At 71.2% G+C, this 15,028-nt stretch carries 15 protein-coding genes; 7 read left to right on the top strand and 8 right to left on the bottom strand.

Translation table 11 applies throughout. The annotated features are described in order from the left end of the window. Positions 1 to 7 precede the first annotated feature (7 nt). The 3 genes from FHP08_RS14460 (at position 8) to FHP08_RS14450 (ending at position 2,505) form a co-directional block, all read left to right on the top strand. Positions 8 to 826: a MetQ/NlpA family ABC transporter substrate-binding protein gene (locus tag FHP08_RS14460; RefSeq protein WP_147705203.1), complete on the top strand. Its 819-nt coding sequence runs from the start codon at positions 8 to 10 to the stop codon at positions 824 to 826. A gap of 71 nt (positions 827 to 897) precedes the next feature. Continuing rightward, entirely contained in the window at positions 898 to 1,815 is a 918-nt protein-coding gene (cysK, locus tag FHP08_RS14455; protein ID WP_147705202.1) for a cysteine synthase A, read from the top strand. A 150-nt stretch (positions 1,816 to 1,965) separates the two neighbouring features. Further along, positions 1,966 to 2,505, top strand: coding sequence for an RcnB family protein (locus FHP08_RS14450; protein WP_147705201.1), 540 nt, complete (start codon positions 1,966 to 1,968; stop codon positions 2,503 to 2,505). A gap of 36 nt (positions 2,506 to 2,541) precedes the next feature. Here the strand turns inward: FHP08_RS14450 and queE are convergent, their stop codons facing one another. Beyond that, positions 2,542 to 3,180, bottom strand: a complete 639-nt coding sequence (queE, locus tag FHP08_RS14445) for a 7-carboxy-7-deazaguanine synthase (RefSeq protein WP_147705200.1) — start codon at positions 3,178 to 3,180, stop codon at positions 2,542 to 2,544. Then, a complete protein-coding gene (locus tag FHP08_RS14440) occupies positions 3,177 to 4,286 on the bottom strand; it encodes a 6-pyruvoyl trahydropterin synthase family protein (protein WP_147705199.1) in 1,110 nt (369 codons plus the stop codon). The genes queE and FHP08_RS14440 overlap by 4 nt, the downstream gene beginning before the upstream one ends. 168 nt (positions 4,287 to 4,454) lie before the next feature. Between FHP08_RS14440 and FHP08_RS14435 the strand changes: the two genes are divergently transcribed. Further along, complete coding sequence (locus FHP08_RS14435; protein ID WP_147705198.1) at positions 4,455 to 5,339, top strand: restriction endonuclease; 885 nt, start codon at positions 4,455 to 4,457, stop codon at positions 5,337 to 5,339. 15 nt (positions 5,340 to 5,354) lie between these two features. Here the strand turns inward: FHP08_RS14435 and FHP08_RS14430 are convergent, their stop codons facing one another. Continuing rightward, entirely contained in the window at positions 5,355 to 6,203 is an 849-nt protein-coding gene (locus FHP08_RS14430) for a PA4780 family RIO1-like protein kinase (RefSeq protein ID WP_147705197.1), read from the bottom strand. Between the two features lie 44 nt (positions 6,204 to 6,247). On the opposite strand from FHP08_RS14430, the gene dbpA reads away from it, so the two are divergent. Then, a complete protein-coding gene (dbpA, locus tag FHP08_RS14425; RefSeq protein WP_147705196.1) occupies positions 6,248 to 7,675 on the top strand; it encodes an ATP-dependent RNA helicase DbpA in 1,428 nt (475 codons plus the stop codon). A gap of 12 nt (positions 7,676 to 7,687) precedes the next feature. On the opposite strand, the gene FHP08_RS14420 is transcribed toward dbpA, so the two are convergent. Together FHP08_RS14420 and FHP08_RS14415 are read right to left on the bottom strand one after the other, a co-directional pair. Further along, positions 7,688 to 8,650 (bottom strand): hypothetical protein, encoded by a 963-nt coding sequence (locus tag FHP08_RS14420; protein WP_147705195.1) that lies wholly within the window; start codon positions 8,648 to 8,650, stop codon positions 7,688 to 7,690. Between the two features lie 265 nt (positions 8,651 to 8,915). Next, positions 8,916 to 10,364, bottom strand: a complete 1,449-nt coding sequence (locus FHP08_RS14415) for an MFS transporter (protein WP_187272313.1) — start codon at positions 10,362 to 10,364, stop codon at positions 8,916 to 8,918. A 140-nt stretch (positions 10,365 to 10,504) separates the two neighbouring features. Here FHP08_RS14415 and FHP08_RS14410 point away from each other — a divergent pair, with 140 nt between their 5' ends. Next, positions 10,505 to 11,776, top strand: coding sequence for an MFS transporter (locus tag FHP08_RS14410; RefSeq protein WP_147705193.1), 1,272 nt, complete (start codon positions 10,505 to 10,507; stop codon positions 11,774 to 11,776). Next, positions 11,773 to 12,687 (top strand): DMT family transporter, encoded by a 915-nt coding sequence (locus FHP08_RS14405; protein ID WP_147705192.1) that lies wholly within the window; start codon positions 11,773 to 11,775, stop codon positions 12,685 to 12,687. Before FHP08_RS14410 ends, FHP08_RS14405 begins: the two co-directional genes overlap by 4 nt. A gap of 47 nt (positions 12,688 to 12,734) precedes the next feature. Here the strand turns inward: FHP08_RS14405 and cnbZ are convergent, their stop codons facing one another. The 3 genes from cnbZ to FHP08_RS14390 are packed head-to-tail and all read right to left on the bottom strand — an operon-like array spanning position 12,735 to position 15,027. Continuing rightward, positions 12,735 to 13,490: a 2-amino-5-chloromuconate deaminase CnbZ gene (gene cnbZ / locus FHP08_RS14400; protein ID WP_407704037.1), complete on the bottom strand. Its 756-nt coding sequence runs from the start codon at positions 13,488 to 13,490 to the stop codon at positions 12,735 to 12,737. A gap of 50 nt (positions 13,491 to 13,540) precedes the next feature. Continuing rightward, positions 13,541 to 14,293: an ABC transporter ATP-binding protein gene (locus FHP08_RS14395; RefSeq protein WP_147705190.1), complete on the bottom strand. Its 753-nt coding sequence runs from the start codon at positions 14,291 to 14,293 to the stop codon at positions 13,541 to 13,543. Further along, positions 14,293 to 15,027 carry an ABC transporter ATP-binding protein gene (locus tag FHP08_RS14390; protein WP_225879150.1) on the bottom strand — a complete coding sequence of 245 codons (735 nt, stop codon included), beginning with the start codon at positions 15,025 to 15,027 and terminating at the stop codon, positions 14,293 to 14,295. The genes FHP08_RS14395 and FHP08_RS14390 overlap by 1 nt, the downstream gene beginning before the upstream one ends. Position 15,028 lies beyond the last annotated feature (1 nt).

The following is a 15,028-nucleotide window of genomic DNA, read 5'->3' as shown; positions in this document are numbered from 1 at the left end:
ATCCAAGATGACCGCGAAGCTCCCGGCGCGCCGCATCCTTCTGTCGCTCGCCGCTGCAGGCGCCGCCCTGCTCACCCTTCCGCTTGCCACGCCCGCGTTTGCGCAGGACAAGCCGATCCGCGTCGGCGTCACGGCCGGCCCGCACGCCGAGATCATGGAAGTGGTGAAGAAGGTCGCCGCCGAGCGCGGCTTCCGGATCCAGCTGGTCGAGTTCACCGACTACGTGATCCCGAACCAGGCGCTGGCCGCCGGCGAGACCGAAGCCAACTCCTTCCAGCACGAGCCCTACCTGAAGAACCAGCTGTCGAAGACGAACTGGAAGCTGGCGAAGGTGGCCTACACGATCTCGTCCCCGATGGGTTTCTACTCAAACAAGTACAAGCGCTTCGACGACCTCCCGAACGGCGCGCGCGTTGCGATCCAGAACGACCCGACCAACGGCGCCCGCTCGCTGCAGCTGCTGCACAACAACGGGATCATCAAGTTGCGCGACCCGAAGAACGTGACCGCCAGCGTCGCCGACATCGTGGAGAATCCGAAGAAGCTTAAGTTTGTCGAACTCGATGCCGCCCAGCTCGCGCGCTCGATCCCCGACGTCGACGCCGCCGCGGTCAACAACAACTACGCGGTTCAGGCCGGCCTGAACCCGGCCAGGGACACGATCCTGGCCGAGCCGGCCGACAACCCCTGGGTCAACATCATCGCGGTGCGCGAGGCCGACAAGGACCAGCCCTGGGTCGCCAGGCTGGTCGAGGCGTACCGCTCGGAGCCGGTGAAGCAGTTCATCGACCAGCGCTTCAAGGGCACCTACCAGGCGACCTGGTAACGGCGCCATACTGCAATTCATGGGCGGGTCGTCGCGCCACGCGGCGACGCCCCCGCACCCGGAGACCGAAGATGAAAGTCGACAACGTCCTGCAGACCATCGGCAACACGCCGCACATCCGCATCCAGCGCCTGTTCGGCCGAGGGCGCGAGGTCTGGATCAAGTCCGAGCGGGCCAATCCCGGCGGGTCGATCAAGGATCGCATCGCGCTGTCGATGGTCGAGGATGCCGAGCGCTCCGGCACGCTGAAGCCGGGCGGAACGATCATCGAGCCGACATCGGGCAACACCGGCATTGGCCTGGCGATGGTGGCCGCTGTCAAGGGCTACAGGCTGGTGCTCGTGATGCCCGACAGCATGTCGATCGAGCGGCGCCGGCTGATGCTCGCCTACGGCGCCAGCTTCGAGCTGACGCCTCGCGCCCTGGGCATGCAGGGCGCGATCGACAGGGCGCGCGAAATGGTCGCCGCAACGCCCGGCGCCTGGATGCCGCAGCAGTTCGACAATCCGGCGAACATTGAGGGGCACGCCCGCACGACAGCCCGAGAGATCCTCGCCGATTTCCCCGGCGGCATCGACGCGCTGGTGACCGGCGTGGGCACCGGCGGCCACCTGACCGGCTGCGCGCGGGTCCTCAAGACCGCCTGGCCGAAGCTGAAGGTGTTCGCGGTCGAGCCGGTGGCCTCGCCCGTGATCTCCGGCGGGGCGGCAGCGCCGCACCCGATCCAGGGCATCGGCGCCGGCTTCATCCCGGCGAACCTGGACACCTCGCTGCTCGACGGCGTGATCCAGGTCGATGCCGAAGACGCGCGCGAAATGGCGCGTCGCTGCGCGCGCGAAGAGGGCCTGCTGGTGGGCATCTCTTCGGGCGCCACGCTGTCGGCGATCGCCCAGAAGCTGCCCGAGCTCGCAGCGAACGCCACGGTGCTGGGCTTCAACTACGATACCGGCGAGCGCTACCTGACGGTCGAGGGCTTCCTGCCGGCCTGAGGCCCCTCGCACCGGCCGGGACATCGCACCAGCCGGGACATCGCACCGGCGAATGTAAAGGACCCGCCGGCTGTGTAATCCGAAGTAACGGCGCGAGGCAAGGTGCAGCGGCTGAGCGATCATCGTTGCACTTCTCGAGGAGACCCAAGGATGAAAGCCAGCAAGCTCGTATCCGCCGTCACCGCCGCCGCACTCGCCCTGGGCTCGGTCGGCGCCATCGCCCAGCCGCGCGGCGACCAGCCGCGCCAGTACCAGGACGACCGCCGCGGCCCGCCGAACCGGGCAGACCAGCCCCGGCGGCCCGATGCGCGCGACCAGCAGCGCTACGAGCGGCGCGAGCGCGAGCAGCGCCAGTTCCGCGAGCATCGCCGCGAGGAATACCGGCGCGACGACCGCTACCGCGGCGACGCTCGCCCGGGATATCGTCCCGGCCCGCCACCGCACGCGAGCCGCCCGGGCCCGCCGCCACATTCCAATGCCGGAGGCCGCGGCGCCGGCCCGCGCCACGACATCTACCGCGGCGCGCGGCTGCCCGCCTACTACCGGACCCAGCACTACGTGGTGACCGACTGGCGCTATCACCGCCTGCCTCAACCGCCGCGCGGCCACTACTGGGTCCAGGTCGGCGCCGACTACCTGCTGGTGGCGATTGCCACCGGCATCGTCGTGCAGCTGATGCTCGGGTACTGAGGAATCGTCGGGCGGCGTTACGACCGCCCGGCTTCCTCAATCGATGCCGACGATCTTGTGCGTCTGCAGGCTCAGCCGCCAGCGCGGGTGGGCCAGGCAGTACGCGATCGCGGCGCGGGTGTTCGCTTCCTGGTCCGGGCCGTCCATCGGCTGCAGGAAGAAGTGCGTGAAGCCCAGCGACTCGAAGCGCTCGGGCATCGCCAGCGGCTGCGGGTAGACGAGCTTGAGCTCGTCGCCTTCGGTCAGCACCACCGGCGCCCCGGCCTTGGGGCTCACGCAGATCCAGTCCAGGCCCTTCGGGGCCGGCTGGGTGCCGTTGGTTTCCACCGCCACCTCGAAGCCCTCGGCGTGCAGCGCGTCGATCAGCGGCTCGTCGAGCTGCAGCAGCGGCTCGCCGCCAGTGCAGACCACGTAGCGCCTGCCCGAGTCGTCGTCGGCCGGCCACTTCGCGGCGATCGCCCGCGCGAGCTCGGCGGCGGTGCGGAACTTGCCGCCGCCCTGCCCGTCGGTGCCCACGAAGTCGGTGTCGCAGAAGGTGCAGACCGCGTCGGCCCGATCTTCCTCGCGCCCGCTCCACAGGTTGCAGCCGGCGAAGCGGCAGAACACCGCGGGCCGGCCCGCCTGCGCGCCCTCGCCCTGCAGCGTGTAGAACATCTCCTTGACGCTGTAGGTCATACCGGCAGCGCGGGGCCTTCCTCGCCCCACGACAGGATCGCGCCGCTGCCGCGCGTTTCGTAGAGGTCGATCCGGTCGAGCGCCGGCAGCGCGGGCAGCGCGCGGTCGCGGATCCACTTCGCCAGGCTGGCTGGGTCGTTGTCCTCAACGCCCTGCAGCTCGTGCAGCGGCTGGTGGTCCAGGTCGCGGAAGATCGGGTCGAACAGCGCCTTGACGTCGCCGAAGTCCACCGTCCAGCCCCGCACCTCGTCCAGCGGCGCGCACAGGTGCAGGCGCAGGTTGTAGGTGTGGCCGTGGATGCGCCGGCGCGGATCGCCCTCGGGCGCGCGGCGCAGCCGCAGCGAGCTGTCCAGGCTCAGCTCCTTCCAGATCCGGTAGTGGCGGCCATCGTAGTGCGCGCCGCAGGTCGCGGTCTCGTACACCGTCACCCAGGACAGCTCGGGCAGCCGCGGTTTGAGCCGCTCCCAGATCCAGGCGCCGATGATCTCGCTGGTCGGGTTCTCGAGCCCCGGGATGTCGTTCAGGCAGGCGTGGTGGAACTGCGCGTGGATCGGCGCCCAGCAGGCGTCGAGGTGGTCGTAGTCGATGCCCAGGTCGCGTGCGCCCAGGTCCTGGTCGGCGTGCAGGATCACCTCGAAGCCGTGGCCGTGCATGCGCCCGCACTTGTGGCCGGCCGGCACCCCGGTGAGCTGGTGCGCGGCCTCGAACACGTAGCGGCGCCAGACGTGGGCGTGGTCCTTGGCGTCGAGGTCCACCCCGCTGTGCAGCGTGCTCTGGATGCCGACCTGCTCCAGGCCGGGCACGCCCCGACCCGCGGCCGCGAGCCGCCCTCGGATCCAGCGGGCCAGGTTCTCGTCGGTGGGGTGGGCGACCCGCTCGTTGAGCAGCGCGTAGTCGAGCGGCGCGATCGCCTCGGACAGCCGCGCGCGCAGGTCGTCGACCTCGCCGCCGGGGAAGGAAGCCCAGCCCTGCGGCAGGCGCGCGCGGACCTTGGCCAGGAAGCTGTGGCCGTGCAGGCGGCGCGAGCGATGGCCTTCCGGCAGGACGTCGATCCGGCAGGCGGACTCGAAGCCGGCGGCGGCCACGTGGAGGAGGTGATCGGGCATGAGTTGCGACAGGCAGGCAATCCGGGATTTTACCGGGGCAGCCCGGCGCGAGGCCCTCCGACCGCCAGCGGTCGGCCGCAAGACGCCCCTCGGCGGGCTGGACGCCCCGCTCCGGGCTCGTGCGATTAGTTTTGGCGAAACGCGGCTCGCAAGGCAGGAAGTCACGAGATGTCCCGGACACGACACGCAATTCGGCGCCAATCGCTGGGCCACGCCAGCTGCGCCGTCCAGCTCCTGGCAGGCGCCGGCCTGCTGACCCTGATGCCTTCGGTGATGGCGGAATCCCCGTTCACCCAGGCGCTCCAGCACGCCCAGCCCCTGTCGTGGGTGATGCTCGCCGCCGGCGCCGGTGTGCTGCTCGCGCAGCGCTGGCTGGGCGGCAGGCGCGCCCCCAGCGTCGGCATCGCCGAGTCGGGTCGCGATCGCCAGTTCGAACAGGCGGCAGCGAGCACCACGCGCTCGCACCCCGCGCGCCTGGACTCGGGCCTGCTGAGACGAATTCCGGAGCATGGCTTCGAGGCGGTGATCGAGGCCCTGCTCGAGCGGTCCGGCTACCAGGTCCGGTCCCGCAGCCCGCTACCCGACGGCGGGGTGGATGTCGGGCTCGCCCCCCGCGGCGCAGGGGAAGGGCAGGCAAGCCTGCTGCGCTGCCGGCAGCGCGCCGGGAAGACCGTCTCGATCGACGACATCCGCGATCTCGAGCAGGCCATGCTCGAGCGGGGCGCGGTCACCGGCCACTTCGCCACGACCTCGCTGCTCACGCCCGGGGCGATCGCGTTCGCGCGCACCCGGGGCATCCAGCTGCTCGACGTGGACGGCATCCTGCGCATGGCGGCGAAACTGTCGGCAGGCGACCAGCGGGCCCTGGCCGCCGCGGCCGCGGACGATCACGCGGTCGCCGGCGTTCGCGCGGCCGCGGAGGCCCGCCCGGCAGGTCCGGCGCGGCAAGTCGGCGAGGCGGCGAGGCCTGCGGCGCTCGATGCCGCGCCCGCCTCGCGCGCCTCGGTGGTCCGGCTGCCCGAGAGGTTCCGGACCGATCGCGTCGCCGCCTGAGCCTGCCGAACCGGCTCAGCCCGCCGCCTGGAGCCGCAGGCGGCGCTCCGCCTCTTCCTCGCGGGCATCCTCGATCTCGCGCAGCACCCCTTCCAGGTCCACCGCGCCGCTTGCCCGCTCGAAGCGGCCGGTGAGCGGCACGCCCGGGCGCAGTTCCCCCCGGCGATAGAGGTCCCAGATCTCCAGGCCGTACTCGGTGTCGAGCAGGTCCGGTGCGAAGCGCCCGAAGAAGGCCCGCAGGTTCGCCACGTCGCGCAGCAGCATGCGCGGGGCGTGGTTGTTGCCGGCCGCGTCCACCGCCTGGGGCAGGTCGATGATCACCGGGCCGTCGGCGCCGAGCAAGATGTTGAACTCCGACAGGTCGCCGTGCACGACGCCGGCACACAGCATCCGCACCACCTCGCCCAGCAGCGTGGCGTGGTGCCTGCGCGCGTCCTCGGGCGCGAACACCACGTCGTTGAGCCGCGGCGCCGCGTTGCCGTGCTGGTCGGTCACCAGGTCCATCAGCAGCACGCCGTCGCAGAAGTTGTGCGGCCGGGGCACGCGCACGCCGGCGGCGGCGAGCCGATGCAAGGCGTCGACCTCGGCGCTCTGCCAGGCCGCCTCGGTGGCCTGCCTTCCGTAGCGGGTGCCCTTGGCCATCGCGCGGGCCTGGCGGCTGTTCCGGACCCGGCGGTTCTCGGTGTAGTCGACCGCCTGCCGGAAGCTGCGCTCGGTCGCCTCCTTGTAGACCTTGGCGCACAGGGTCCGGCCGCCGCTGCGCACCACGTAGACGGCGGCTTCCTTGCCGCTCATCAGCTGGCGCACGACCTCGTCGATCAGGCCTTCGTCGACGAGCGACTGCAATCTCTTCGGTGGTTTCATGGCCGCCATTCTGCGCCCGGCCGGCGCGTCTGCCACAATCCGGGATGAACGCAGACTCGACCTCCCCGCGCTCCGACGCGATCTCCGCTCCCGCCGACGCTCCCTTCGGCACCCTTCCCCTCTCTCCCGCCGTCCTGGCCAACCTCCAGCGGCTCGGCTACGAGCGCATGACGCCGATCCAGGCCGCCAGCCTGCCGCTGGCCCTGGCCGGCCGCGACCTGGTCGCCCAGGCCAAGACCGGCAGCGGCAAGACGGCGGCTTTCGCGCTGCCGCTGCTGGCCCGGCTCGACGCCCGCAGCTTCGCGGTGCAGGCGCTGGTGCTGTGCCCCACCCGCGAGCTCGCCGAGCAGGTCACCCAGGAGATCCGGCGGCTCGCCCGGGCCGAGGACAACATCAAGGTGCTCACGCTGTGCGGCGGCGCCACGATGCGCCCGCAGGTGGCCAGCCTGGCCCACGGCGCGCACGTGGTCGTGGGCACGCCGGGCCGCATCATGGACCACCTGGCGCGCGAGTCGCTGTCGCTGGCCGCGCTGAACACGCTGGTGCTCGACGAAGCCGACCGGATGCTCGACATGGGCTTCGCCGACGACATCGGCTACGTGGTGAACCGGTGCCCGTCGGATCGCCAGACCCTGCTGTTCTCGGCCACCTATCCGCCGGGCGTGATCGGGATGGCGAAGCGCTTCATGCGCAACCCCGCCGAGGTCAAGCTCGCCGAGCGCCACGCGGCCACCAAGATCCGCCAGCGCTTCTACGAGGTGGCGGAGGATCAGCGCCTGCAGGCGGTCGGCCTGCTGCTCGACCACTTCCGGCCGGTGAGCACGCTGGCCTTCTGCAACACCAAGCAGCGCTGCAGCGAGCTGGCGGCGCTGCTGCAGGCCCAAGGCATCGTGGCGCTGGAACTGCACGGCGACCTGGAGCAGCGCGATCGCGACCAGGTGCTGGTGCAGTTCGCCAACCGCAGCTGCAGCGTGCTGGTGGCCACCGACGTGGCCGCGCGCGGCCTGGACATCGCCGGCCTCGAGGCGGTGATCAACGTCGACGTGACCCCCGATGCCGAGGTGCACGTGCACCGGGTGGGCCGCACCGGCCGCGCCGACGAGGCCGGCTGGGCCTTCAGCCTGGCGAGCCCGAACGAGATGGGCCTGGTGGCCCGCATCGAGAAGATGCAGGGCGCGGAGTGCGACTGGCACCCGCTCGCCGAGCTCGTGCCCTCGCCCGACCCGCAGCCGCTGCGCCCGCCGATGGTCACGCTGCAGATCCTGGGCGGCCGAAAGGAAAAGATCCGCCCCGGCGACGTGCTGGGCGCGCTGACCAAGGACCTGGGCTTCCCGGGCGACCAGATCGGCAAGATCAACGTGAACGAGTACTCGACCTACGTGGCGGTGGCGCGCGAGATCGCCCGCGACGCGCTGCGCGGGCTGAATGCCGGGAAGGTCAAGGGCAAGACGGTGAAGGTCAGGCGGGTCTGAGCCAGGCTCCGTTCACAGGCCCTTGCCGAAGCTGACGACGCGAACGTCGAGCCCGACGTCGCGTGCGAGCACCAGCGCGCGCTGCATGGCCGCTGCGATCCACTCGGGCTCGTTGCCGAAGGCGCCGCCGCCCAGCCGGGTCAGGTAGACGAGGTTCGAAGCGCCGCGCGCCGCATTGAGCGCCGCCGCCCACAGCGTGGCCTCGTAGGCGCCCTCGAGCACCAGCGTGGCGAAGGCCCGCCAGTGGCCCGCGGGAATGCCGGTATAGGCCACCGGCAGCGCCGAGCAGAAGGCCTGCGAGACCACCGGCCGGGGTTCGTGAGGGGCGTCGGTGACCTCGACGTCCCAGTGCAGCCCGATGCGCAGCAGGTCGCGCAGCGCATCGACCTGGGAAGGACTCGCGGCCGCGAGCCGGGCCTCGATCTCGGCCAGCCCCTCCCGGGTGCACAGCGCGTAGCCGTTGCGCATCCGCCAGAGCCGTTCGGCGTGGTTTCCGAGCGCCGCGCCGAGATCGGCGAGCGCATCGATCTGGCGCGTGGCGGTCTGCCCCGACTGTCCATTCACCGGCGCGAAGTAGTTGCGAAAGATGGTCGCCGCGCCGGCGGCCACCGCGCAGGCCGGGCCCTGGGTAGGGTCGCCGGCGTAGCGCGACACGCCGTCCTCGGGGGTCACTTCGGGACCGACCATCTCGAGCAGGTTGAACTGCGAGGCGACCTGGAAGAGCGCGCCCTGGTTGGCGGGGTCGGCGTGCATGGCGCGGACGTCGCCGGTGACCTTCGACAGGCGCAGCGAACCCTTCGGCGCACCGAGCGCCCGCACGCGCAGTTCGGCCACCGACGCCAGCTCCAGCCTGCCGACGCCGTAGGAGCCCCCGTTCACCCGAGAATTCAGTCGATCGCCGCGAACCTCGAGCCGCGCGCGGGTCTCTTCCCAACGCGACTCGCGAAAGCCGGTCAGCCGTCCGAACCAGTCCATGCCCCTTCTCCCGATGTCGCCTGCGATCCGCGCCCGGATGTTTCCCGCGGCCTGCGCCAGGGTCTCGCGCCCAGCCTGCGCGAGCCGAGGCTCATGCGATGAGCCAGCGCGCCGCATCCGGAACCAACGATGCGCCAGTGCGCCGACGAGAACGCGCCGGTGCCGCGCGCGCTGCCGGCGGCCGGGATCGCCGAGTGCGCGCGCGCGAGCCGGCCCGGGGACAGGTCCGTGTCCATGCGGCTGCCGGCCAGGCGGAACGAGGTCGTCATCGCTGCGCCCGCCGATCGCCCGCCGCAAACGCCGCCGCGAACAGCCCGAGTCCCCCGCCCAGCACCACGAAGCTCGCCGCGTAGTCCCCGGTGACCCCCTGCAGCCAGCCGATGCCGGTGGCACCGAACACGATGCCCAGCAGCCGCGTCACGCTGATCAGGCTGCCGGCCACGCCGCGCTCCTCGATGGGCAGCATCGTGGTGGTCGCTTCCATGTACCCGACCTGGAACAGCCCCTGGCCGATGCCGCTGGCCAGCATGCTCAGGCCGAGCAGCCAAGGGACGGGCCAGGCGAAGAGAATCGCCGAAGTCAGCAGCAGCCCGAGCGCCGCGCCGGCCAGCCCTGCCGCCATCAGCCGCGCGGGCCAGGTCGCGTCGCCCTGAGCGCCCCCGCCGAAGCGCCGCACCAGCCGGCCCGCCAGCAGGCTGCCCAGCACCGACCCGGTGGGATAGGCCGACAGCAGCAGGCCCGCCGCGGCGATCGAGGCGCCGGCATCGCGGGTCAGCACGTAGGGGATCAGCATCAGGTTGCCGAAGCAGGCGAGGTTCACGATCACCGACGCGATCTGCACCCCTGAGAAGCGACGCGACCGGAACGCCGCCACCCGCAGCACCGGATGCGCCGCGCGCGATTCGTGGCGCGCGAAGCGCCAGGCGCCCCCCAGCCCGAGCGCGAGCAGCGGCAGGGCGAAGGCGCCGATGCCGTCCGGCCGGGTCAGCTCGACGAAGGCCAGCACGAAACAGGTCATCAGCCCGGTGAGGCCCAGCGCGCCGGCCCAGTCGAAGCCCGCGTGAGCGGTCGCGCATCCGGCGCCGCTCGCACCGCGCGAACCGGCATGGGCGGCATGCCGGTCCGCACCGCCTGCAGCCGGCGACGGCTCCGGACGTGGCAGCCGCGGCACCACCGGCAACAGCAGCAGCGCCGCCAGCGCCACCGGCGCCCGGAACCAGAACACGCCCGGCCAGCCGAAGGCCTGCAGCAGCAAGCCGCCCAGCCAGGGTCCCACCGCGGTGGCCAGGCTGAACGCCGCCGCGTACCAGACCAGCACCCTCGCCTTCTCGGCCGGCGGAAAAAGAAGCGTGGCCAGCGCCGGCGCGCAGGCGACCGCGATGCCCACCGCGGCCCCCTGCAGCACGCGCAGCCCGGCGAGCGCCGGGTAACTCGTCGCCGCTCCCACGGCCAGGTGGGCGATCACGCTGGCCGCGAGCCCCAGCGCGAACACCCGCCGATGGCCCCACCGGTCGCCCAGGTGCCCGAAGATCAGCGCCATGCTCGATTGCGCCAGCACGAAGGGAATCACCACCCACTGGATGTCGCGCAGCGGCAGCGCGAAGGCCTGGGTGATCACCGGGAAGGCGGTGTTGACGGTGGTGTCGAGCGGCGCGACCAGCGAGCCGAGACAGACGACGAGGAAGGCGAGGCGGGCCCGCTGCGAGCGAATCATGACGCGCATTATCAGGGCCGGCCGCCGTTCCACAACTCGAGGCAGCGCACCCGCCTCCGCAGACCCGCGCGGCGAAGTCGGCAACAATGTCGGGTTGACCGAACCCGTCGGCGCGCTTCGCGCGCCCGCCCGACCCGACCATGCCGTCTTCCCCCGACCCGCAGCCCGGCACGCTGCCCGATCCGGCCGCCCCGGCAGTCGCCGGCGCCGAGCGCAGCCCCTGGACCATGCTGCTCGCGCTGGTGTCGGCCTTCGCGATGAGCCAGGCCTACCGGACCGTGGCGTCGATCATGGCGCCATCGCTGCAGCAGGAGTTCGGCCTGTCGGCCCAGGCGCTCGGGCTGTTCGCGGCCACCTTCCACTTCTCGTTCGCCGCGCTGATGCTCGCAATGGGCATCGGCGTGGACCTGCACGGCTCGCGGCGCACCGTGCTGACCGTGTTTCCGCTCGCGATCGCGGGCGGGGTCGTGGCGGCGCTGGCGCCGGACTTCGGCACCCTCCTGCTCGCCCAGGCGATGATCGGCATCGGCTGCTCGCCGGCCTTCGTGGCGAGCACCGTGTTCATCTCCCGGAGCTTCCCGAGCGAGCGCTTCGCGGCGATCTCGGGCATCGCGATGGCGACCGGCACGATCGGCATGCTGCTCACCGGCACGCCGCTGGCCTGGCTGATCGAGGCCAGCTCGTGGCGCGCGGCCTTCGGCGTGCTGGCGGGGCTGTCGGTGCTGTCCTGGCTCGCGATTCACCAGCTGGTGCGCGAGCCGACTCGCGGCGACGGCCTGGCGCCGCAAACCCTGGCCGACGCGCTGCGCGGCTTCGCGGCGCTGCTGCGCATGCCGCACACCTGGGGCATCGTGGCGATCGGCGGCGTGTGCTACGCCTCGTTCGTCACGCTGCGCGGCCTGTGGCTGGGGCCGATGATGGTCGATCGCTACGGTCTCACCCTGGTCGACGCCGGCAACCTGGCGGTGGCGGCCACGCTGGCCGCGCTGTTCGGCCCGCCAGGCTTCGGCCGGATGGACCCCGGACCGGGGCGGCGCCGCAGGGTGATCGTGGCCTTCTCGCTGGCGGCCGTCGTGTTCTTCCTGGTGCTGGCCGCCGACCCCGGCGTGCGCTTCACCGTGGTGAGCATCCCGATCTTCGCGCTGATGTCGGGCTACTCGATCCTGCTCTACACCGAGGCGCGCGGCGCCTATCCGCCCGCGATGGCCGGCCGCGCGATCTCGCTCTACACGATGTCGATGTTCCTGGGCGTGGCGATCATGCAGTGGCTGACCGGCGCGGTGGCGTCGGCTTCGGCCGGCTGGGGCGTGCCGACCTTCACCGCGGTGTTCGTCACCGTGGCGGCGATGCTCGCAGCCGGCACCGCGGCGTTCGCGTGGTCGCCGAAACCGGATACCGGAGCCTCCCGATGAGCGCCGCACCTCCCTCTTCCTCGACGATCGCCGCCCCGACCGGAGAGCTCGATCGCCTGCGCGCGAACCGCGCCGGCATCGGCTTCATGGTGGCGGCGATGGCCTGCTTCGTCTGCAACGACGCGCTGGTCAAGTACGCGAGCCAGAGCATGCCGGCCGCCCAGCTGATCTTCGTACGCGGACTGATGACGATCGCCTGGATCGTGCTGGTGGCCCGCGCCACCCGCTCCTCGATCCGGCCGACGGCCGTGTTCCATCGGCCGGTGGCGATGCGCTCGGCCTTCGACGCGGCGGCCACCTTCGCCTACCTGCTGTCGCTGTTCCAGATGCCGATCGGCAACGCGATCGCCATCAACATGGCGTCGCCCATCTTCATCACATTGCTTGCGGTGCTGATGCTGCGCGAGCGGGTCGGCACCGGCCAGTGGGCGGCCATGCTGGTCGGCTTCGGCGGCGTGGTGCTGCTGGTCCGGCCCACCGCCGATGGATTCAACGCCTTCGCGCTGCTGTGCCTGGCCGGCGCGCTGCTGCACGCGCTGCGCGACCTGACCGTGCGCCGGATCCCGGCCGACGTGTCGTCGGCAACGATCACGCTTTCCACCGCTTTCGCGGTTACGGCGATCGCGGGGCTGATCACCGCCGTCCAGGGCTGGCAGCCTTTCGGCGGATTCGAGTTCGGCCTGCTCGCCGGCGCCTCGCTCTTCCTGGCCGCCGCCTATCACCTGCTGATCCTGGCCACGCGAAAGGGCGAGCTGTCGGCGGTTGCGCCCTTCCGCTACAGCGGCCTGCTGGTGGCGCTGACGATCGGCTGGGCCGTCTGGGGGGAGATGCCCGATGCGATCGGCTGGGCGGGCATCGGGCTGCTGATCGCGGCCGGACTCTACCTGTTGCGGCGGCAGCAGCGGCATTGAGCCAGGCGGGCGCCGGGGCCCGAGCCAGCGGCCCCGGCCTCGCCCGCTCAGACCGCCAGCACGCGCTCCAGCGGCACGCCCCGGCAGTCCATCTCGTACTCGAGCTCCAGGATCGGCGGGCGGTTGAAATGCCAGGTCAGGCCGGCACGCATCGCGCCTCGGCGCACCAGTTCGTCGCCGATGAACGGATGGATGTCGTGCACCGTGTAGACCTGCGTTGCGGTGCAGTCGCCCCAGCCGAAGCCCAGCGTGCGCAGCCGGTTCTCCATTTCGCCCAGCACCCAGCGGGCCTTGGTGCGCAAGCCCTCCGGCGACAGGTCGCCACGCGCGATCACGTTGTCACGGTAGTCGCCCTTGCCCTCGGGCGCCTCGCCGCTGCCGGCCACGATGAACGAAGGCGCGGCGTTCGCATCGGGAACCGTATAGCTGAATGCATGGAAGCCCGGCTCGGCGGGCGGGTCGAGGTCCGGGCAGACGTTGCTGCGGGCGACCGGATTCACGCCGTCGTCGCCCATCAGGCCCCAGCGGCGCAGCGTGACGAGGTAGACCGCGTTGAATTCGCGAAAGCCCTGTTCGGTGAACGGCGCGGGCGAACGCAGCTCGCAGGCGCAGAAGGCGGTGCCGGGCCGGCCGATCGAGGCGAGGTGGCGCTCGATCCGCTCGAAGCCCTCACGCAGCGGCACGACCTTCGAGAATCGGGCCCGCTCGATCCGGAAGCCGGGCTCGGCGGCGACACCGCCGGAATATTGCGAAACCGCCGGGATGAAGCGAAAGCCGCCTGCGGCGAGTACCTGGGTAGTCACGTTCATGGTCTCCTTGAAGAGTGGATTGCCTGGTCGTCGCACCGCGCCGGTCAACCGGCGAGCACTCCGAGATACGCCTGACGAACTGCCGGGTCGCGAAGCAGCTCGCGACTCGGCCCATGCTGCACGACCCGCCCGGTGTCCATCACGTAGGCCGACGTCGACAGCTCGAGCGCCGTCACCACGTCCTGCTCGACGACCAGGATCGTCAGGCCCTCGCGATTGAGCGCATTCAGCGCGTCGATCAGTTGCTCGACCAGCAGCGGCGACAAGCCCAGCGACAGCTCGTCGATCATGAGCAACCGGGGAGCGCTCATCAGGCCCCGGCCGATCGCGCACATCTGCTGCTCGCCGCCCGACATCGTGCCGGCGGCCTGCGAGCGCCGCTCCCTGAGCTTGGGGAAGATGGTGTAGATGCGATCGAGGTCGCGCTGCATCTCCGCTCGCCCGATCTTGCGCAGATAGGCGCCCATGATCAGGTTGTCCTCGACCGACATCGCGCTGAAGAGGCGTCGCCCTTCGGGGACGTGGGCGATGCCGAGATCGAGGACCCGAGCGGGACTGTCGCCCTGGATCTCCTCGCCGTTCCAGGTGACCTTACCGCCGCGCGCAGGAACGAGGCCCGACAAGGTGCGCATCAAGGTGGACTTGCCCGCGCCGTTCGAGCCGATCAGCGCAGTGATCTCGCCCTCTCGCACCGCCAGGTCCACACCCCAGAGCACGGTGATCTCACCGTAGCCCGACTGCAGGCCCTGGACGCGGAGCAGGTCACGGCCCGCCGGTCTTTCTGCACGAACGCCCATCACGCTCCCTCCGATGCGACCTGCGCGTACTTCTTGCCCAGGTAGGCCTCGACGACCCGCCTGTCTGACACGACCTCCGATGGCGAGCCGTCCGCGATCAGCGCGCCGTTCTGCAACACGACGATGCGGGAGCACACGGACATGACGACTTTCATCAGGTGCTCGATCAGCACGATCGTGACACCCCCCCCGGCGATCTGCCGGATGAGGCCCATCGCCTGCTCGACCTCGGCCGAGTTCAGGCCGGCGTTGACCTCGTCGAGGAACAGGAGCTTCGGATTCATCGCCAGCGCCTTCGCCAGCTCGAGGCGCTTGCGCATCGCCAGGGTAAGGCTGGCGGCGGGCTTGTCGGCCACGGCTGAAAGGCCGACGAACTCGAGCTTCTCGGCGGCCACGCGATTCGCTGCGCGAAGGCCGTCGCCGCCGGAGAAGAGCGCTGCCGCCGCCACGTTCTGCAGGACGCTCAACTCCGGAAACGGCTGGACGATCTGGAAGGTCCGGGCGATGCCATTGCGAGCGGTCTCGTAGGGCCGGTATCGGGTGATGTCGCGCCCTTCGAAGACCACGCGCCCGGCGGAAGCTCGATGCACGCCGGTGATGACGTTGACCAGCGTCGTCTTGCCCGCGCCGTTCGGCCCGATCAGACCGAGCACCTCGCCCCGACCGATGCTGAGCGTGACGTCCTGAAGGGCCTGCAATCCGCCGAATCGGCGCGAGACTGCCTCGAGTTTCATC

The sequence above is a fragment of the Zeimonas arvi genome, assembly GCF_008039575.1.
Taxonomy (GTDB): domain Bacteria; phylum Pseudomonadota; class Gammaproteobacteria; order Burkholderiales; family Burkholderiaceae_E; genus Zeimonas; species Zeimonas arvi.
Note: the sequence above shows the minus strand (reverse complement) of the source record. Positions and strands in the feature narration are given on the sequence as shown.